This window comes from Desulfurispirillum indicum S5 (assembly GCF_000177635.2).
Lineage (GTDB): Bacteria > Chrysiogenota > Chrysiogenetes > Chrysiogenales > Chrysiogenaceae > Desulfurispirillum > Desulfurispirillum indicum.
The window spans coordinates 2,141,819-2,162,033 of the sequence record NC_014836.1; the positions used below are offsets into that span (position 1 = coordinate 2,141,819).

The window sequence follows — 20,215 nt, forward strand, 5'->3', positions numbered from 1 at the left end:
GCGTTGTGGAGCCCAAGAGCGGATTCGAACCGCCGACCTCGTCCTTACCAAGGACGTACTCTAACCTACTGAGCTACTTGGGCCCAAAAACAAAACAGACAAGGTATATACCAGGGAGTTTCCCGCTGTCAATCCTTTTTTGGAACCTGCGCAGCCTTTCATACCCCGCCCCGTTCAGGCTGGTGCAACACGGTCTGCACTGTTATCCAACAACTTGCCCAAAGTGTCAACTAAATTACCTGAAATAAAGGGCCACCTTGTGCCGCCAGCTCTTCAACCCGTCTGGTCACAGCAGGGTCTTCCTCCAGGCCAGGCGCATGTCCCGCCTTGGTACGCGCGTCAATAATCAATGGGCCGGTGCATCCCCAGTGCTTGCTCTCAGTAAAGGCGCCCACTCCATAGATATCCGTGGCCGGATTTGAGCGGGTAAAGGTAACCCAGAGGAAATTCTCTTCGGTACGGGCGGCAAACTCACTGTCATCAACCACGACAACCATGGCGCAGGCTTCGGGCAGCGGGTGCTCCCGCAGCACGCGGCAGAGCTCCTTGATATCAGGATCACCTCCCTGCTTCTTTCGAGCAGCGCAGGCAGGCCCACTGATCACGAGAATGCCTGGCATGGCCACGGTAGGGCGCCTGAACCCTGCCGGAAGCTCCATCTGGGCGGGCAGCGTGCCCTCAAGGCTGCGCCGTGGCGCTCCGGCAGCCGCGATAACCACCTTTGAACCGCGATTGAGTCCGTGACCGGTATAGTCGAGGGTATCTATAGTCGTCATGGTCTGGAAGTGCACGTCCCGACGCCAGTCAACGCGCTCCAGGACATGGGTGAAGTACTCGCGGATATTGTGGGTATCAAGGTCGGCATTATCCTCGCGGGCAGCGATAAACAGAAACTTCGCCAGCGACAGCTGGCCATGGCCGAGAATGGCATTAGCCTGCGTGAGCAGCTCCTGGGGTTCACTCAGGGGATTATAGGGAGTATAGCGCTCGCTGCCTATGGCCAGCAGCAGCGGATGTACTCCCGCCGCGTCAACGGCATGGACCTCGCAGATACCCGGGAGCACCGTCGGGATCAACTCACCGGTGAGTTCGTGGATAAAGGTACCAAAGGAGGTGTCCTCCTGGGGAGGGCGCCCCACCGTCGTAAAGGGCCAGATGGCATCGCGACGACAGAAGATCTCCTTGATATCAAGAACCGGAAAGTCGTGCACAAGGCTGTAGTAGCCCAGGTGGTCGCCAAAGGGGCCTTCGGGCTTTACCTTGGCCGGATCAATGGTCCCTCGGATCACAAAATCCGCCTGGGCGGGAAAGGGCAGGCCTCCAGCCCGTGTAACCATTGGTACGCGGTGGCCACCGAGCAGCCCGGCAAAGGAGAGTTCCGGCATACCTTCCGGAAGAGGCATAACCGCAGCCATGGTCATGGAAGGCGCTCCCCCCACGAATATATTGACCGGCAGAGGCACACCCCGCTCTACGGCTTCACGGTGGTGCACTCCGATACCGCGGTGTATCTGGTAGTGCACTCCCATTTCACGATCGGGGGAATACTCATTGCCGGAGATCTGCACCCGGTACATCCCCAGGTTGCCACCCCGCAGGCCAGGGCTCTGCAGGCTCTCCGAGTAGACCTGGGGCAGCGTGATAAACGCTCCGCCATCACGGGGCCAGGAAACCAGCTGCGGCAGCTCGGAAGAGGAAATGATGCAATCAAGCACCGGCCCCCCGGATACACGGCGGGGCAGAAGATGCAGCGCCCCCATGGGCGCGCCACGAAATTTCAGCGGATGCCGCAGAGCCTCCATGGGGTGAAGCTTCAACCGCACCAGGCTCTCTATGACATCCAGCGTATCCCGAAAAATCCAGCGGGTACGCTCCAGGGTACCAAAGAGGTTGCCCAGCAGGGGAAACGCCGTCTCCTTTACATTGGTGAAAAGCAAGGCCGGACCGCCAGCGGCATAGACCCGACGCTGCACAGCACCAACCTCCATATTCAGGCTGAGAGGCTCATCAATGCGAATCAGCATTCCATGGCGTTCCAGATCCGCCACACACGACTGGAGATTTTTATACCCCATGGCTCATCCACCGGAGCCCATCAGGAGCACTTGCTGTAGCCACAGCTGTGGCAGGTTTCGCAGCCCTCTTCAAAGGCCAGCATGCCGCCGCAATCGGCGCACTTGCTGTGGAAACCATTCTGGGTTCCCGCCATAAACGACTTCAGCAGCTTGCCCAGCTGAGCAGGCAGATCCAGCATATGACCGCTGGAGCGGTCCAGCTGCTTGATGATCTCTTCCATGGGAATGTTGTAGCGCAGCGCCAGGGAGACCAGGCGGCAGGTGGTGGTCCACATGGTGGACTTGTCCTTGAGGTCAATGCGATTCTCAAAGGGGAACTTGGCGAAGACCTCCATGGGCTTCTCGTTCTCATCGAAGCATATAATAATGTAGACATTATTATGGTCGGGGTCCTTGAGGCGGTAGCGCTTGGCGCTCAGTTCATCAGGCAGGCCCTGCTTGCCGATAAGGCCCTGGGAGTTGACCATGGCCTCCTTCTGGGACGCCTCCGAAGCGGACTTCGTATTGAGCACCTGCCCATCGCGCGAGCCATCACGATACACCGTCAGGCCCTTACAGCCCATTTCATAGCCCATGAGGTACGCCAGGCGCACATCTTCCTTGGTGGCCGTGTTGGGCATATTGATGGTCTTGCTGATGGAGCTGTCCACTCCGCTCTGCTGCAGGATTCCCTGCATCTGAATGTGATCGGAAGGCGTGATATCCTGGGCCGTGCAGAAGATCTCCTGCCACTTCACCGGAATCTCTTCATGCCCCACCACGGTGCCACTGTCGGCCACGCGGGCCATGAGCTCGGTGGAGTAGAAGCCCTCCGCGCGGGCAATTTCCTCAAAATGCTTGTTGACCATCAACAGCTTGTCGCCATCCATAACGTGCTTGACCATGACAATGGAGAAGTAAGGCTCGCAGCCACTGGCGCAGTCAGCGATCATGGAAACCGTTCCCGTAGGCTGAATGGACGTAAGGGCGGCATTGCGTCGGGGCGTATAGGTATTGATTGCCGGGTCGAATGCCGGAAAGGGCCCCTTGACCTTGGCCAGCTCAATGGAAGTCTCCTCGGAGATGGTGCGAATATACTTCATCACCTCGGCGCACAGCTTGCGCCCTTCATTGGAAGCATAGGAAAGCCCCATCTGAATCAGCATATCGTGCATGCCCATGATACCCAGGCCGATCTTGCGGGTCTTCATGGTCATCTCTTTGATCTCGGGAATCGGGAAGACATTGCAGTCAATCACATTATCCAGGAAGCGCGTCGCCAGACGGGTTGTCCTGGCCAGGCGATCGTAGTCAACACGGCCACCCTCCACGAAGTTCCCCAGGTTGATGGAGCCCAGGTTACAGCTCTCATAGGGCAGCAGCCACTGCTCGCCACAGGGGTTGGTGGCCTCAAACTCGCCCAGCTGGGGAGTCGGGTTGGCACGGTTGGCCGCATCGATGAAGAGTACCCCCGGCTCACCATTGTGCCAGGCCAGGTCTACAATCTTGTCGAAGACCGTGCGGGCATTGAGGGAACTGACGATCTCCTTGGTGACCGGATCAACCAGCGCGTACTCCCGCTCGTCATAGAGGGCCTGCATGAACTCATCAGTAATGGCCACACTGAAATTGAAGTTATTAAAGCGCGTCTGATCTTCCTTGGCGCAGATAAAATCCATGATATCGGGATGGTCAACGCGCATGACCCCCATGTTGGCACCACGGCGCTTGCCACCCTGCTTGATGGTTTCCGTCGCCACGTCAAACACCGCCGCGAAGCTCAGGGGACCGCTGGCCACACCCTGGGTGGAGCTGACTGTGGCGTTCCTGGGGCGCAGACGCGAGAAGGAGTAGCCAGTGCCACCACCGGTTTTGTGCACGAGAGCGCCGTTCTTGACCGCCGTAAAAATCCCCTCCATGGAATCTTCCACAGGCAGAACAAAGCAGGCCGAGAGCTGGCCAATGCCGGTTCCGGCATTCATCAGGCACGGAGAGTTGGGCAGAAAATCCAGACTGTATATAAGGGAGAAGAAATGATCGCGAACTTCCTCGTAATCATCCAGTTCGCGATCAGGCAGCGCTACCGCGTTGGCCACCCGGCGGCAGAGTTTTTCCCAGTTTTCCACGGGATGACCCTGGGCATCCTTGAGGTAATAGCGTCGCTGCAGAACTGTTTCCGCCGTCTCCGTCAGTGATACTTTCCGCGTCTCTACCGTCATGACTTCTCTCCTCCGTGGTGAATTCCCTGCCCAGTAGCAGAAGATAAGGTAAATAAAGGGGCAAGCCCATCGGCCTGCCCCTTGTTCCCTCAAAGGAAGGAAATACTATCATCTTGCCTGCTACCGGACAACCAAAAAAAACGCCACATTCCGTGGCCAAGAATCCATGGGGATTTGCGAAGAACGGAAGTATAACCCATTGAAATACTGGCAGTTATGGAGAGTTGAAAGTCTCAGGCGCGTCTCAAAATCACACCACATTACCACTACAACAGACAATCGCCCTGCGATATTCCTTTGCGGGCCATGGAGTTGTCGATGGCGTCAAGCACCCGCTGTTTTTTTTCAATCCAGGCTGGAGCCACCAGTTGCTCCCGCGACGAAGCATCACCCGTCAGACGGTGGAGAATGCAGCCCGAAGGCAGAGCACCGATAGCCTGCGCAACCGCATCGGCATACTCCTCAAGAGTCGGCAAGAGAAAAGGATGCTGACGATACATACGGGCCAGCTCCGTACCCTCCATAATATGCAGCATGTGGATCTTGATTCCGTCGATGCCCAGCTCTCCCAGCCGCCTCACCCCCTCGACACTCTCCAGCAGGCTCTCCGTGGGCAGGCCGAAGATCACATGAGCACACACCTTGATTCCCCGCCGGCGGGTCGCCTCGATAGCCCGCAGAGCCGTATCCACATCGTGGCCCCGGCGAATAAACTCCAGGGACTCCTCCTTCAGGCTCTGCACCCCGTACTCCACCCACAGCTCGCAGCCCCGGCGCTGGTAGGACTCCAGCAGATCAAGGCGCTCATGGTCCATGCAGTCGGGACGGGTACCGATGGACAGGCCGATGAAGTCCTCGCTCAGAGACAGCACCCGGTCATAGAGCAGGCGCAGCTCATCCACCGGCGCGTGAGTATTGGAATAAGCCTGAAAGTAGGCCAGGAATTTGCGCGCCTTGTGGCGGCGACGCAGAGAGGCAATGGACCGCTGCACCTGTTCGGTGATGGAATCATGCTCGGCAGCAATGGCCGCCGCACTGCCGGAAGGGGAACAGTAGACACAGCCGCCCTGCTGACGACTTTTGCGATTGGGACAGGAAAAACCCGCATCCACCGGCACCTTGTAGACCCTGGTGCCGAAGTGGAAACGGAAGTATTCATTCAGGCCAATGTAGCGCTTGCCCTCTATGCGCCACATGGACGGGGCAGACGCACGGGAATGCCACGGCGATCAAGATACTCCTTGGCCTCGCCGATGGTGTACATGCCGAAGTGGAAGATGGAAGCCGCCAGGGCCGCATCGGCCTTGCCCTCCACAAAACCATCATAGATATGCTCCAGGTTACCCACGCCACCACTGGCAATGACGGGAATGCCCACCGCCGTGGAAACCGCCCGGGTAAACTCCAGGTCGTAGCCATTCTTGGTGCCGTCACAGTCCATGCTGGTCAGCAGAATCTCGCCGCAACCGTAGGATTCCATGCGCTGACACCACTCCACCGCGTCGATACCCGTGGCATTGCGCCCACCGTGGGTAAAAATCTCCCAGTGGTCTCCCACCCGCTTGCCATCGACAGCCACCACAATACACTGACTGCCGAAACGCTCACTGGCAGCGCGCACGAATTCGGGATTTTTCACCGCCGCCGTGTTGATACTCACCTTGTCGGCACCGGCGTTGAGCAGCTGGCGGATATCCTCCAGCTCCCGCACGCCACCACCCACCGTCAAAGGGATGAAGACCTGATCCGCCGTGCGGCGCACCACATCCAGCAGAATGCCACGGGCATCGCTGGAAGCCGTGATATCGAGAAACGTCACCTCATCAGCCCCCGCCAGATCGTAGCGACGGGCCACCTCCACCGGATCACCGGCATCCACCAGGTTGACGAAGTTTATACCCTTGACCACCCGCCCCTTGTCCACATCGAGGCAGGGGATGATTCGTTTGGTTAACATGGAGTTCCTTTCAACGGAGCGTTGAGCTTTTATAATGAGATATTTCACTCTTCAAAAAGTACTTTGCACCTTTTGACCCGCCAAAAGGTGCGCAAAAGCGGCCCCCGGTGAGCGCAGCGAACGGGCGAGAGGTTTCTTCCACTCTTCTGAATTTGTGTTCATTCGTGTTTATTCGCGGTCAACAGACCCTTTTCTCCCTGCTTTTTCTTGGTGCCTTGGTGGGCTTGGCGTGAGAATACTCTTCTCTTCCCTGAATCTTCAGCCCTTATCTCCCCAGCGACTTGGCAATCTCGGCTTCGGGGTGTTCGTAGGCGATCAGCTCGCCCTGGAAGTACTTCTCATAGGAGGCGATGTCAAAGTGTCCATGGCCGCTGAGGTTGAAGAGGATGGTTTTCGAGGTGCCTTCTTCTTTGGCTTTGAGGGCCTGGACGATGGCGGCTTTGATGGCGTGGCTGGATTCGGGGGCGGGCAGGATGCCTTCGGTGCGCACGAACATGGCGGCGGCTTCAAAGCACTCCAGCTGGTTATAGGCTTCGGCTTTCATGTAGCCTTCGTGGTAGAGCTGGCTGACCAGGGGGCTCATGCCGTGGTAGCGCAGTCCTCCGGCGTGGATGCCGGCGGGCATGAATTTGGAGCCGAGGGTGTACATTTTCAGCTGGGGGGTGAGCTGGGCCACATCGCCAAAGTCGTAGGTGTAGGTGCCTTTGGTCAGGGTGGGGCAGGCGGTGGGTTCAACGGCGATGATTTCGGTTTTCCTGGCGCTGAGCATATTCTCGCGGATATAGGGGAAGGCGATGCCCGCCAGGTTGGAGCCACCACCGGCACAGCCAATGACGATGTCAGGGTAGTCGCCGGCTTTTTCCATCTGCTTGATGGACTCTTCGCCCACGATGGTCTGGTGCAGGGCCACGTGGTTGAGCACGCTGCCGAGGCAGTAACGGGTGTCCTCGCGGGAGAGGGTGTCTTCCAGGGCTTCGGAGATGGCGCCTCCCAGGCTGCCGTTGGAGTCGGGGTCTTCTGCCAGCATGGCCCGGCCACAGGCGGTGGTGGTTGAGGGCGAGGGGATCACCTTGCCGCCCCACATTTCCATCATGGCCTTGCGGTAGGGTTTCTGCTCATAGCTGACTTTCACCATGTAAATGATGGACTCCAGGCCGAAGCGCTGGGTGGCAAAGGCGATGGAGGTGCCCCACTGGCCCGCTCCGGTTTCGGTGGCGATGCGCTTGATGCCGTTGAGCTTATTGTAATAGACCTGGGGAATGGCGGTATTGGGTTTATGGGAGCCGGCTGGCGATACGCCTTCGTATTTGTAGTAAATTTTGGCGGGGGTATCCAGCAGTTTTTCCAGCTCGGTGGCACGGATCAGGGGTGCTGGACGCCAGATGCGGTAGGTGTCGAAGACTTCTTCAGGAATCTCAATGTACGCGCCGCCTTGCCCCATTTCCTGCTCCAGCAGCTGGGGGGCAAAAATCCGTGCCAGTTTTTCGGGAGCCGCTGGCTGACCGGTGGAGGGGTCCATGGGAGGTGCCGGCTGATTGGGCATGTGGGCAATGATGTTGTACCAATGGCGGGGCATTTCCGATTCGCTGAGCAGTATCTTCTTTTCCATACGCGGCTTCTCCTTGACAGTATCTTCATCCGGTCTTTTGAACGCGGGCATTATCATTATATATTTCCCATAATTTGACAAGCCGAGATTGGCCTGCAGCAGGGGACCCAAAGCCGGTACCTGCTCATCCGCTGGCTTATTTTATGCCGTACTGCTTGATTTTCTTGTGCAGGTGGACCCGGTCGATTTCCATCAGTTCCGCTGCCTTGGTGACGTTGCCTTCACACTCGCGCAGTTTCGCGGCGATAAAGAGTTTCTCGAAATCCTCCCTGGCCTGGCGGAAGTTGTCGATCCCTTCGACGGCTCCGGTCAGGCTGCCCGCAGAGCGATCGCCTTCGGTCTGCCGATACTCTTCGGGCAGGTCGCCAATGTCGATGGTGCTGTCCTGAACCATGATGACCAGGCGTTCCACCAGGTTCTTGAGCTCGCGCACGTTGCCGGGCCAGGGGTAGCGCAGCAGCACTTCGATGGCCTGGGAACTTACGGTTTTGCGTGGCACTCCTTCGTCGGCACAGATGACTTCCAGGAAGTGGTTGAGCAGAAACTCTATGTCCTCATGGCGTTCGCGCAGGGGCGGAATCTCGATGGGGATGACGTTGAGCCGGTAATAGAGGTCCTCGCGAAACTCCCCCCGCTGCACCAGTTCGGTCAGCTTCTTGTTGGAAGCGCTGATGATGCGTACGTCAACGGGGAACACTTCGCTGCCGCCAAGGCGCACTACCATCTGGTCTTCCAGCACCCGCAGTACTTTGGCCTGGGTGTTCAGTGACATATCGGCAATTTCATCCAGGAAAAGGGTGCCGCCATCGGCCAGCTCAAACTTGCCCTGCCTTTTCTGGGCCGCTCCGGTGAATGCGCCTTTTTCGTGGCCAAAGAGTTCGCTTTCTATGAGATTCTCCGGAATCGCGGCGCAGTTGACCGCCACAAAGGGGCCGGCGGCTCGGCGACTGCCGAAGTGAATATTGCGGGCGATCAGTTCCTTGCCGGTGCCGTTTTCTCCCTGAATGAGCACCCGTCCATTGGAGGGGGCGGCCCGTTTGATAACTTCCTGCATCTGCCGTATCGCCGGACTGCTGCCCACAATACGGTACTTGCTGTTGAAGGTTTTGCGCAGAGAGGCATTTTCGTTGAGGGTATGGCGGTACTGCAGGAAATTTTTAACGCTGATGAGCACTTTCTCCATGGCGAATGGCTTTTCCACAAAGTCATAGGCGCCTTCGCGGGTGGCTTTGACGGCGGTGTGAATGGTGCCGTGCCCGCTCATCATGATCACGCCCAGGGTGTTGTCCATGGCCCGCAGTTTCTGCAGGGTGGTGATGCCGTCAATCCCGCCCAGCCACACATCCAGCAGCACCACATCGGGCGTGAACAGGGGAAAAAGCTCCAGGGCCTCTTCGCCGCTCTGGCAGGCGCGCACCTGGTAGCCTTCGTCGGCCAGGATATCGCTGAGGACTTCACAGATGGAGACTTCGTCATCCACGATCAGTACTTTATACTTCAAGGCCCTGCTCCTGTTCTGATGATGAAATGGGGAACTCGATGGTAAAGCAGGCTCCCCCCTGGGGTTCGTTGCTGACGCTGATGACTCCGGAATGGTCTTCCACAATGCGCTGTACGATGGCGAGCCCCAGTCCACTGCCCTTGGGGTTGGTGGAGAAGGTGGGTGAGAATATCTTCTCCGCCACTCCTTCGGGTATCCCGCCACCGGAATCGCATACCTTGAGTTCCACGGCATACTTCCGGCGTTCGATGAGAATATCTACCTGGCCGTTGTCAGCGGTGGCAAAGACGGCGTTTTCCAGCAGGTTCACCATAACCCGTGACACCTGCTCCTTGTCCAGCATCAGCAGCGGTATCTCACCATGGATGGTGAGTTTGAAGGTCATGGCGGGATGGGAATTGCGGTAGAGTTCGATGGAGCGCTCCACAATGGGCACTATGGATTCAGGTTTCCGGCTGGCCCTGGGCATGCGCGCGTACTGGGAGAACTCGTCCACCAGCATGCGCAGCGTATCCACCTGGTCGATAATGGCACCACAGCTTCGTTCCAGCACCTGGTGGAATTCGCCGGGATCCATGGTGTCGTACTTCTTCAGCAGCCGCTCGGCGTTGAGCTTAATGGGGGTCAGGGGGTTGCGGATCTCATGGGCAATGCGCTTGGCCACATCCCGCCAGGCCATGGCCTTCTGGGAGCGCACCACCGCGCTCATGTCGTCGAAGACGATAACTTCACCGATATAGCGTTTCTCTTCGGTGGTATAGAGGGCGATGGATTCGAAGATCAGGTTGCGCTTTTTTTCGTTGACCATGATTTCCACTTCCCCTTTGATGGAGGGTTCACCCTGGGTCTTCATGATGTCAACGGCACTGAGGAGCAGGTAGAGCGGGTAGTTCTCCTGCAGGATATCGTCGGCTATCTCCTCTTCCTTGTTGATGCCGAGCATCTGGCGGGCGGTGTCGTTGATGAAGGATATTTCCCCTTTGCCATCGATGGAGACAACACCGGTGGAGATGCTTTTCAGCAGCACGTCCTGAAAGCGACGCACCTCTTCCAGCACAATGTTGGTCTTGATCAGTTCGCGGTTATTGCTCTCCATGGCTTCCTTGTAGCGGCGCAGATCGCGGATCATGCGATTGAAGGAGTCCACCAGCACGGAAATTTCATCCTCGGCCCGTACGTTGATCTGGACGTTCATGTTGCCTTCGGCCACCTGGCGGGTTGCTTCCGCCAGCTCCTGAATCGGTACGGTAATACGGCGCGCGATAAACATGCCCGCCCACATGGAGCCAAAGAGCACCAGCATGGAAAAGAGTGCCAGGGCAAAGTAGTATCCCACTTTCATGGGATTTTTGTAGATAGTGAGTTCTTTGTAGTTCTTCAGGGTCTCCTGCAGGGCGAACCCCTGGCGCGAAAGCTCCTCAGGAGCGCGCATGGATGTCAGCAGAAACAGCGGGTGTTCAAGTCCGGGCAGCAGCAGACGGCGCACCGCGAATACCTCGGAAGCTCCTTCACTGGTAAAGGTATAGGGGTAGATCTCCTGGCTCCAGAAGTTGGGAATCTTGGCCAGGGGGTCTCCCATGAAGGTGATCATATCCCCCTGCCAGTTAAACAGCACCACGGAGGAGAGCCCCTCGCGAAAAATCGCCTGACGGAACTGTCCATCCAGCCTGGACAGTTCCTCCAGGGCAGTCGCGTCCACATATCCCTCCACCTGCTGGCTCTTGGCAAGCACTTCGTCCTCCAGTCGATCGTAGTACATCTGCACCACACTGATCCCGTATTCCAGGCTCTGCTCGACATTTTCGTTGATCAGCTTTTCGATGGAGGTGGAAACGATACCGCTGGACAGAAAAAAGAGAAAAACGGTGGGGAAGAGGGGCAATGCCGTGAATATAAGAACCAGGCGTGTCTGAAAACGGGCACCGAAGTAGCGGCTGCGACGCTCGATCAGCAGCTTCACAAAGTTGCGGAAGACCAGAAACGCCAGAACCAGGCAGAGAAAGAAGTTCACATACAGAAAGCTGAGAAAGGAGATGCTGGGAGTACTGCCCCGTTCACCCAGCACAAAAAAGGCATTGAATACCACCAGGGAAATCAGCAGCAGTCCTGTCAGCGTAAAAAAGGCAATGGTGCGCTTCTTCATCTTTGTCCCTGCCCTTGCGTATTCTGGATGGTGAGTGTGCCGGTGCTGAACTCCCAGTCGGCAAAGGTCCGCACGATCAGATTCAGGGGAAACCAGTGGGAAAACTCTTTCAGAAAGGCACGAGCCACAAGGAAGTGATTGGCGGTAAAGCCGTCAACACTGACCATGGAACTGTTCTGAAAGTAGCTGAACGCCCGCTGCTGATCGCGATACTCCCGTACATCCTCCATCCCGCTTTTGGCCGTGGTCACCGTGTACACCCGGCGCAGGGCGTCATAGGAAATGCCCTTGCGCACGGTCACCGTGCGTTCAGTAGCGTTGAACCACAGGGTGCGACGCCGGTGCAGCTGGATTTCAAACTGATAGTGCACCGGCAGCCCGGCCGTAATGGCGTCCACGATATCCTGGGTGAACAGGTGATCGACCCGCAGTTGCACGTAGGCCACTTCGTTTTCCACCCGGAAGGACTCCTGTACCAGTTCCCGGGACATGCCCGCCGCGACAGTGGCCCACAGCAGGATGAAAGCAGCGCAGAGAAACAGTTTCTTCATTGTACCCCCAGCAGGTGGTGCATCTGGGGAATAAGCCAGATGCGCAGTCCACGTTCGGTATAGGTTCTGACCAGCTTCATGGACTCTTCGACGCCTCGACAGCTTCCATCGGCTGCCGTCAGAGGCTGCAGCACCACGGGAAAGCGCGCTCCCCGCTCCACCATATGATCAAGCCAGTGGGAAGCACAGGCGAGAAAAGCGTCATCGCAGATGATCTTGCAGGAGTCCTGGCAGCTTTGCTGGCGGGATTGCAGAAAGTCCAGCAACTCGCCGGCGGTGTCCCTGTGCTGCTGCGCCCAGGGGAATTTCAGATCCGCGGAAACCAGCGAAAAGCTGTCGGTGTTTTCCTTCAGCCAGCCAGGAAAAGTCCCATTGGTTTCCAGGAGCACCTCCATGGCCATATCCTGGCACAGCCAACGGCCAAAAGCCGCCACAAAATCCCCCTGGCACAGGGGCTCACCGCCAGTGATGCTGACACTTTCCACAAAGGGGAGCTCCGGGGCAACCAGGGTCTGGAGAAACTCCAGGGGCACCGGATTGGGCACCGTCCTGCCATGCCAGGGGAAAGACTGCGGAGCCCGTGGGATCAGAGAAGCCGGAGTATCACAGTAGGAGCAGGTGAGATTACAGCCATGCAGGCGCACAAAGAGCTGAGGGCGCCCGCACCGGGGCCCCTCACCCTGCACCGACCAGAACATCTCCTGGATCATGGCGTTCATGAGACCCCCCATACCTTGCAGCGAGCCTCCCAGCAGCTGCGCACCTCCCGGCTGAAGCGATCCAGAACATGCCGGGCGAATTCCCAGGGCTCTATGGCCAGATCGCCCAGGGCCACGGTGGGCAGCGGTGTGTTGCGGGATGAGATGTTCATTCCCACATGGATCAGTGTCGATACCCGCGAAGCCGTTGCAATGGAGACGGAGAATTTCCGGTGGTCAACAAAGATATCGTCACCGCGCCTGAGCGCCGGGACACCACGCCCAAGCAACTCTTCCAGCACACAGACCATGAACAGGCGCTGCAGGTAGACGGTCGCCAGCAGATCGACGGAAAAGAACTCCATGATCACATGCAGCATATCATCGGAATGGATGGGCTGCTGTGCCAGGGCATCGGCACTGTCCACCAGGTGGGCCACATCCACATGACACGCCCCGCGAAAGACGATGGCGCTGTCCCCTGCGGGGCACCCCATGGTGCGGGCAAAGAGCTCCCGCAGCTGCGTGCCGTCGTAATCCAGCTGATTCTGGTGAAAAAGGCAGTGAATATCCACACATATCTCCGGGCGTTCTGGTTACATCTGGTCTTTCATCTGCTGGGCCTGCTGGCGCGCAATGTCATCGCATCGCTCGTTCATTTCATGCCCGCTGTGTCCTTTGACCCAATGCCATTGGATCTGGTGCTGCGCTATCAGGGAGTCCAGTTCTTCCCACAGCTCCCGGTTGGCAACCGGCTTCCTGCCCGCCGTCTTCCAGCCATTGCGCTTCCACTGGAATATCCAGGCCGTGATCCCCTGGCGCACATAGTTTGAGTCCGTATAAATATCGACGCGGCATGGGGATTTCAGGGCGCGAAGCCCTTCGATTACCGCCATCAGTTCCATCTGATTATTAGTCGTATGCTCTGCAGATCCACAAATGATGCGCTCGTGTTCAGCACCGCGATTATCCTGATAGTGGAGAATAGCGGCATAGCCTCCCGGGCCTGGATTCCCCAGACAGGAGCCGTCAGTATACATGGTAACGTGCTTCAACGGAATTCCTTCATTTTTGCTGGGTTTCTATGTAGCGGAAAAGAAAAAGCGGGGCAAGGAAATCCTCGCCCCGCGAAAAGGTTGGCTACCCACCTGAGCCTCTGCAAAGAGAAAATCAGATATAGTTCAGCAGGCTCAAACGCGAAGTGTTGCCATGCACTGCCAGAGCCGATTCATAGGCAATCCGATTCTGTTCCAGCTTCGTGGCCACGGCGACCATGTCTTCCATGGTGCCGCCCAGAGCCTTGGTAGTGAATTCCTTCTGCATGACATTGGTATTTTCATAACGCTGATCCAGCAGCTCAATACGGTGAGAGGTTGAGCCCACCGAAGCCAGCGAGTCCAGCACCTGATCCAGAGCCCGCTCCAGCTGGCCCACTTCACTGGCAGCGCCGGTCCCCATGGCCACCGTAAACTTGTCCTTGGCCACCAGGCTCCCTTCGGACAAGGAGAGGCTCACACCATCGCGCACAAAGACTTCGTCGTGCGCCGTGTTCACCGTGATGCGCCGCACATGGTCGCCCTTGAAGTCATATACGGTCATTTCCGCTGCGGCACCCGGCCTTCGCTTGCCGAACAGGTCCAGATGGGTATCGTCAAGGCCCTGCAGCGGCACTCCCCCATGATCAAGCTGCAGACTGAAGGGGTCGGCATTGGTGCCCAGGCCCACTATCGAAGCTTCGATGGGGGATTTGCCTTCACCCCCAAAGTGTTCATCCAGCGCCATCTGCAGTGACGTGGCGATGGCGGCCTGAATCTCCGCTGTGGTGCGCATGGTGCCATCTTCATTGCGGGTGAAGTCCAGCTTCAGGGTGGCGGCAGCGGAAGAGGATTTGGTGTAGTCCTCCATGGCAATGCTGATCACTTCATCGCCAAAGGGAATACGCATGGTCCGCTGGTCCACCTCGAAGCCGTTGAAATTCAGCTCAAAATCAAATTTCGACGCAGTTCCCCCCGCCGAAGCGTAGGAGCCACCAAAAAGACCATTGTCGTAGCCCAGGGTACCATAGGCGGAAGCCGGTGAGCTGGTCGTCACACCCTGGATATTCGTATTCCCGTTCCCGGTCACACTGAACATGACATTATCGCCGGCCTGCGACCCCTTGAAGCTCACCTGGATATTATTGGCAACCGCCGTGGAGTCCTTTTTGAGTTCGGAATTGATATAGTCCTCTATCTCCTGGAGGGAAGAGAATATCCCCCCCGAAGGACTGCTTGAGAGGTGAACCTGGGTCGTCACATAATTGCCGCCCCCATTTGCCGAGGGAGGATTGTAGTAGGTGATCTGCAGCGAACCCATGGCACTCAGGTGGTAACGGCCGGTGGTGCTGTCAAAGGCGCTGATAGTGCCATCGGCACTGGAGAGATCAGAGCGCCTGGTGTATTCCATCTGGCGTTTGATATCTTCGGTGCTCTCGCTGCTGGCGTAGATCTTGTCAATATCGAACGTCCACTGGGTATTATAGTTCCCCGTGAAGTCCCCCATCATGGCCGGCACCGTCGTGGAGCCAAACGCCCATTCCGAAGGAGCCTTGATGCCGGGCTGACCGATATCCAGGTTCAGGGCGTCCTCAAGATTCGTCAGGCTGCGGAAGATATCCACCCCATAGCCTTCATGGGTGGTAGCCGAGGAGCCAAATGCCAGGGAGCCATTGCCTTTGAGGGCTATCTCACTGGTGGTCAGGCCCTCTGTCACCGCCGTCCCCATGGGGATGCGAATATTCAGACCATTGGCCACACTGATCGGTTGCCCGTAGTAGGTACTGGGGTCAAGGGAATAGTTTTCCAGCAGTTTATTGCCATACTTGTCTTCAATGGTCAGCAGAATGCCTTCATCCATACCCACTATACCAGCGGTTCCCGCGCCACTTGCCATATGCAGGCTGATATTCCAGCGATTGTCATCGCGGGCGGTATAGTTTCCGCTAATATAGTAGTCGTTGAACTGGCCTCCCAGGGGATTCAGTCGTGTCAGCGGAGTCACATGGCGCACACCTTCGTTATTGGTGCTCACATTGACCTCAAGGCGACTCGGACCAGCGTGCAGATCCACAAAAGCCAGCTTGCCGTTTTCCGTGATGTAGGCGTCTATGGTGTTACCATAGAGGTTTTCCACAAAGCGCAGCATATCCTCAACGGGCTTTTCCGGATCGATGACGTATTTGATATTCGCCCCTTGCGCCGTAATGACGTTCTGGTCAAGCCCCAGCTTCGACATGGGGTCAGCGAAGATACTCATGGTGATATCCTCGCCCACATCAAGGCTTTCAAAGAGGATATTGCTGCCATCGGAGCGTACATTCACCATATCCTGGGGAAGCACATTAAAGCTCAGGGTCTGGCCAATCTCAAAGACCGAATTCGGGTCAAAGGATATCTGTACCCCATTGCTGAGGCTGGTGCGGCCATCACCGGAGATATAGACCGTCTCCTTGACATTGCCGAAGTTGTCCATCACATCGAAGAACCCACCACCCAGGTTGAAGTCAATAGTCCCGGCCGCAGAGTAGTTGCCCGGCTGGAAGGTGCCGCCCGAGGTGACCGCCGAACGGGCGCGCAGAATCAGCGTCTCGCCATCGCCGGTATAACCGCTGATATTGAGATTGGGACTGAGGGTGCGGGTGTTGTCGAAGACGTAAGTCGCCGTGGCACCGCCACTGAAGCTGAAGTTCCCCACCGACTGATCCAGACGGATAGTGGCCCCGGTACCGGGGATCTCCACCGGATATTGATACACATCGGGACCGAGGGTCAGCGAACCCGAATAGGTTCCCGTATCGGTGGTAATAAAGTAGTTCAGGTTCCCGCCCGGAGGGATATCCAGATCGCCGGCGCTGCTGAAGACGATATCCTGAATAGCCGAACCATTGTAGCGCAGGTTGTCGTAACTGAGCAGCAGGCCATCGAGGTTGCCGCCACCGCCCGTGTAGGCGAAGCTGTCAACGGCTGGCTCCGTGGCTGCCGCAAAGTCAAAGGTCATGCCGGCACTGATTGTCTGCCCGCCCAGAAAGCCGATATTCAGACCAAAATCCGTGCCACTGACAATGCCATCATCCTTGATGCTGTACTTGAAGCCTACCTGGGGGTTGTCGATGGTCATCTCCCCCAGGAAGCTGGCAGACGCAGAGTTCAGGGCACCAGTATCCGTATACTGGGTCTTCTCGTCAAAGCCGAAGATCTGGAAAGTGACCGGGCCGCCTGTGCCGATATCGGCATCGTTGACGGCTTTGATGGTGATCTGCTTGTACTGGTCGTAGGCGATATTGCCCGTCGTGAAAAGCCGGTTATTGACCGTGCCGAGGCCATCATCATAGAGCGGCCCAACGGCAGCTCCTGCCGCGTTCATGCCACCGCTGAAGTACACGGGATGGTTGTTCTGGGACGCAATGGCTTCATTGATGGCGGTCTGCATGGCAAACGCCAGGCGATCGGTGCTGGCGTAGCCGTTCTGAGGTATGGTGATGTTCTTGGTTACACCATCAAGCTGATTGTTGCCGTAGTATAAGGAAAAGCTGCGTTCTGCTGCGGTCGTCTTGGTGTGGTCAAGCAAAGCGGCTTTGGGTGACATGATGCGGGCAGCACCAATGCGGTTGCCCGAATGGTCAAAGCCGTTAAAGGAGATGGTGTCGCCCTTCTGCACGTTGGCGTTATCGATATCCTTAAAAAGAGTGATGTTCTTGATGGGCGCGCCATTGGCAAAGTTCACAAAGGTGGTCTCTATCTGTTTGGCGGTCTGGGAAAAGATATTATTGCCCGGAACATTGAGGTTCACCTGGTCGTTGACCCCCACCTGTGCCTTCATCAGGCCATCATCACCCAGATAGGAGAGGCTGTCACCGGGGCTGTAGCTGAACTGGATACGCTGCCCACCCGTGAAACCCTTGGGTATTTCGATGGCAACTCCCCGACCGGTATCGATAAAATCACCCGGATTCACCTGGTAACGGGAAACCGTGGTCAGATTATTCATCTTGCCGTTGCCGCTGTTGTCCGAACCATTGGAATCCAGAGAAACCGCGCGCCCCTGGGAGTCAGTCATGGACACGGTCGCTACCTTGGAGTTCTCGTCATAGCTGATCAGGATTTCATAGTCGCCCTTGGGGAGCTCAGGCAGATCAGAGAAAACCCCCTTGGTATATAACCCAGCGCCAGCGGTTCCAATATAGGAACCCTGGCGGATGATTTCGATTTCCTGTTTGCGCTCCTGGAATGGCTCATCGCGCGTCTGATAGCCGCCAAAGATATAGCGATCCAGGTGCTTGGTATTGCCAAGGCTGATCAGTTCGTTGCGCATGGCTTCCACATCATTGGCCAGCGCCTTGCGGGCATCGGGGGACATGGAGTCTGAGGCCCCAGCCAGGGCGTAGTTGTTCTTGGCCATCTGCAGGATGGAGCTCATGGACTGCAGGCTGCCATCGGAAAGATTCAGCCACGTCTGGGCATTGGAGATATTGCGCTGGTACTGGGTAAAGAGATCAATGCTGTTCTGGAAGGAGAGAGCCTGGCTGATGCGCACCGGATCATTGTTGGGAGCCAGCAATGTGCGGTTTTTGGCGATCTGCTGATTATTCTCCAGCATCCGGTTCAGGCTCTGGTTTATCCCCCCCAGAAAATTGAGGGAGAGCATATTACTGGTGACTCGCATGTTTTCCCCTTTACCCGTTCTCTTTCACGGGTTTCTATACGCCCATTCGATTGACGATATTGTCAAGCAGGCGGTCAATGGTGGTAATAAAGCGTGATGATGCCTCAAAGGAGCGTTGAAATTTCAGCATATTGGTCAGTTCTTCGTTTTCATTGACGCCGGAGATACTTTCGCGTTTCACCTCGATCTGGAAGCGAATCAGCTGGGTGGTCTCGAGTGAGTCAATATTGATTCGCACGTCCATGCCGATCTTGCTGACAAAATGATTATAGTTTTCGCCAATGGTCATGCCACCCATGACCTTGGCATTCCGTAACTCGGCAATCAGATTGGCATTGCGGTTGTCACCCGGCTCACCACTGAAGCTGGTGGCAAGGCGAGTCGTATCCTCTGCCACATAGCTGTTGACCCCGATGCTCTTGGCGTCGTGCCCCTTGAAGAAGGTGTTCAGCCCAATAGCTGTCAGCGCGTTGCTGGTGTCGTTGTACAGGACAAAGGTATTCCCGTTGTTACCACGGATTTCCAGCTGATTATCAGCATTAATGCTGGCACTGAAGAGCCCGCCTTCCGCCACCCCGTCGGCCTGATCCAGCTTCATGGCAATCTGGCGCAGGGAGTCGCCCTCGTTGATGCGGATCTCAAAGGTCTGCAGTTCGCCCCCCGCAGGGTCAAAGACCTTGAGCTGAAAACTGCCATTCTGAATCTGAAAGGGCGTATTGTCATTGAGCGGAGTGCGACTGTTCTCAACGCTGTACTGGGAAGATACCGCACCGAAAGGCTTGGTCACCATGCCATTGGCGTGAACCTTGTTGACCTCCTCGATAATCGTACGCGAAAGATCATCAAGTTTTTCGATGTAGCCAGGAATTGTCTTATCGCGCATTTCCATATACGCGCCGATCTGACCATTATTGGAAAAGTTCGTTATCTTGCTGGTGTGGCCGGAGGTGCTTTCGAACAGCAGTTCGCTGCTGAACTCACCGGTACGCTTATTGATCAGTTTCGCAGCATAGTCACGATCCACAAGTGTCTTGCCGTCAAAGAAGACCGTCGCCTGCCCCTGGGGATCAATGTCCACTTTGATATCAATATATTCCGCCAGCTTGTTCAGGATCATATCCCGTTGATCCAGCAGATCATGGGCCGGATTACCGTGAGCTGAAGTTTTGGCTATTTGTGTGTTGAGAGTTGCCAGCGACTGCAATTGCGAGTTGACATCGTTGACCATACTGTCAACCCGGCCAGTGTACTGGGCCTGCAGGTCGTTGAGCTGCTGGTAGGTGCCCTGGATGGTGTTGATCAGAAAATTGGCTGACTCTATAACCGTGGAGCGTTTGGAGGCGGCTTCCTGGGAGGTGTCCGTGGGCGCATTGGCCAGGTCGTGCCATGAGTCCCAGAACTGGGTCAGAGAATATCCAAGTCCCATGCCTTCGGTCTCGTTGAAGAGCATTTCAATTTCGTTATAGGCCATGTAGTTGGCTTCGTACTGCCCGCCCTTGGTGATAGCGGTCCGCAGGGACTGCTGCACATACTCATCGTGGACCCGCTGCACCTGGTTGAGATTGACTCCCTGTCCGTACTGCAGATTTGCAATACGCAGTGGCTGGTTGGCCTGCAGCACAACTCTCTGTCGACTGAAGCCTTCGGTGTTCATATTACTGAGGTTGTGACCAACGGTCATCAGGGCGCTCTGGCTGGCGAGCACACCGGAAAGACCAACATTCAGGGACTGAAAGGTTCCCATAACCAGCTCCTTATACACAAAACCGCAGGCTGTAATCCT

At 56.7% G+C, this 20,215-nt stretch carries 13 protein-coding genes and 1 tRNA gene; all 14 read right to left on the reverse strand.

The window, feature by feature from the left end; genetic code table 11:
- Nucleotides 1–6: 6 nt before the first annotated feature.
- Nucleotides 7–83, reverse strand: a tRNA-Thr gene (locus SELIN_RS10055).
- A gap of 147 nt (nt 84–230) precedes the next feature.
- Nucleotides 231–2,075 carry a UbiD family decarboxylase gene (locus SELIN_RS10060; RefSeq protein WP_013506559.1) on the reverse strand — a complete coding sequence of 615 codons (1,845 nt, stop codon included), beginning with the start codon at nt 2,073–2,075 and terminating at the stop codon, nt 231–233.
- A 20-nt stretch (nt 2,076–2,095) separates the two neighbouring features.
- On the reverse strand, nt 2,096–4,273 hold the full coding sequence (locus tag SELIN_RS10065) for an adenosylcobalamin-dependent ribonucleoside-diphosphate reductase (protein WP_013506560.1): 2,178 nt from the start codon (nt 4,271–4,273) through the stop codon (nt 2,096–2,098).
- Nucleotides 4,274–4,539: 266 nt separating this feature from the next.
- Nucleotides 4,540–5,469, reverse strand: coding sequence for a tRNA modification radical SAM protein MnmL/YtqA (gene mnmL / locus SELIN_RS10070; protein WP_013506561.1), 930 nt, complete (start codon nt 5,467–5,469; stop codon nt 4,540–4,542).
- Nucleotides 5,457–6,230, reverse strand: a complete 774-nt coding sequence (gene hisF / locus SELIN_RS10075) for an imidazole glycerol phosphate synthase subunit HisF (protein ID WP_013506562.1) — start codon at nt 6,228–6,230, stop codon at nt 5,457–5,459. Before hisF ends, mnmL begins: the two co-directional genes overlap by 13 nt.
- A gap of 265 nt (nt 6,231–6,495) precedes the next feature.
- Nucleotides 6,496–7,839 (reverse strand): TrpB-like pyridoxal phosphate-dependent enzyme, encoded by a 1,344-nt coding sequence (locus SELIN_RS10080; protein WP_013506563.1) that lies wholly within the window; start codon nt 7,837–7,839, stop codon nt 6,496–6,498.
- Between the two features lie 136 nt (nt 7,840–7,975).
- A complete protein-coding gene (locus tag SELIN_RS10085; protein ID WP_013506564.1) occupies nt 7,976–9,340 on the reverse strand; it encodes a sigma-54-dependent transcriptional regulator in 1,365 nt (454 codons plus the stop codon).
- Nucleotides 9,330–11,483 carry a sensor histidine kinase gene (locus SELIN_RS10090; protein WP_013506565.1) on the reverse strand — a complete coding sequence of 718 codons (2,154 nt, stop codon included), beginning with the start codon at nt 11,481–11,483 and terminating at the stop codon, nt 9,330–9,332. Before SELIN_RS10090 ends, SELIN_RS10085 begins: the two co-directional genes overlap by 11 nt.
- Nucleotides 11,480–12,034 (reverse strand): DUF4390 domain-containing protein, encoded by a 555-nt coding sequence (locus SELIN_RS10095; protein WP_013506566.1) that lies wholly within the window; start codon nt 12,032–12,034, stop codon nt 11,480–11,482. The genes SELIN_RS10090 and SELIN_RS10095 overlap by 4 nt, the downstream gene beginning before the upstream one ends.
- On the reverse strand, nt 12,031–12,753 hold the full coding sequence (locus tag SELIN_RS14150; protein ID WP_013506567.1) for a 7-carboxy-7-deazaguanine synthase QueE: 723 nt from the start codon (nt 12,751–12,753) through the stop codon (nt 12,031–12,033). The genes SELIN_RS10095 and SELIN_RS14150 overlap by 4 nt, the downstream gene beginning before the upstream one ends.
- Nucleotides 12,750–13,307, reverse strand: coding sequence for a DUF366 family protein (locus tag SELIN_RS10105; protein WP_013506568.1), 558 nt, complete (start codon nt 13,305–13,307; stop codon nt 12,750–12,752). The genes SELIN_RS14150 and SELIN_RS10105 overlap by 4 nt, the downstream gene beginning before the upstream one ends.
- A 21-nt stretch (nt 13,308–13,328) precedes the next feature.
- Entirely contained in the window at nt 13,329–13,787 is a 459-nt protein-coding gene (gene rnhA / locus SELIN_RS10110; protein WP_013506569.1) for a ribonuclease HI, read from the reverse strand.
- Nucleotides 13,788–13,902: 115 nt separating this feature from the next.
- The gene (locus SELIN_RS10115; protein ID WP_013506570.1) at nt 13,903–18,432 is read right to left on the reverse strand and encodes a flagellin N-terminal helical domain-containing protein; all 4,530 of its coding nucleotides are present in this window, start codon (nt 18,430–18,432) and stop codon (nt 13,903–13,905) included.
- Nucleotides 18,433–18,466: 34 nt separating this feature from the next.
- Entirely contained in the window at nt 18,467–20,176 is a 1,710-nt protein-coding gene (gene flgK / locus SELIN_RS10120) for a flagellar hook-associated protein FlgK (RefSeq protein WP_013506571.1), read from the reverse strand.
- Nucleotides 20,177–20,215 lie beyond the last annotated feature (39 nt).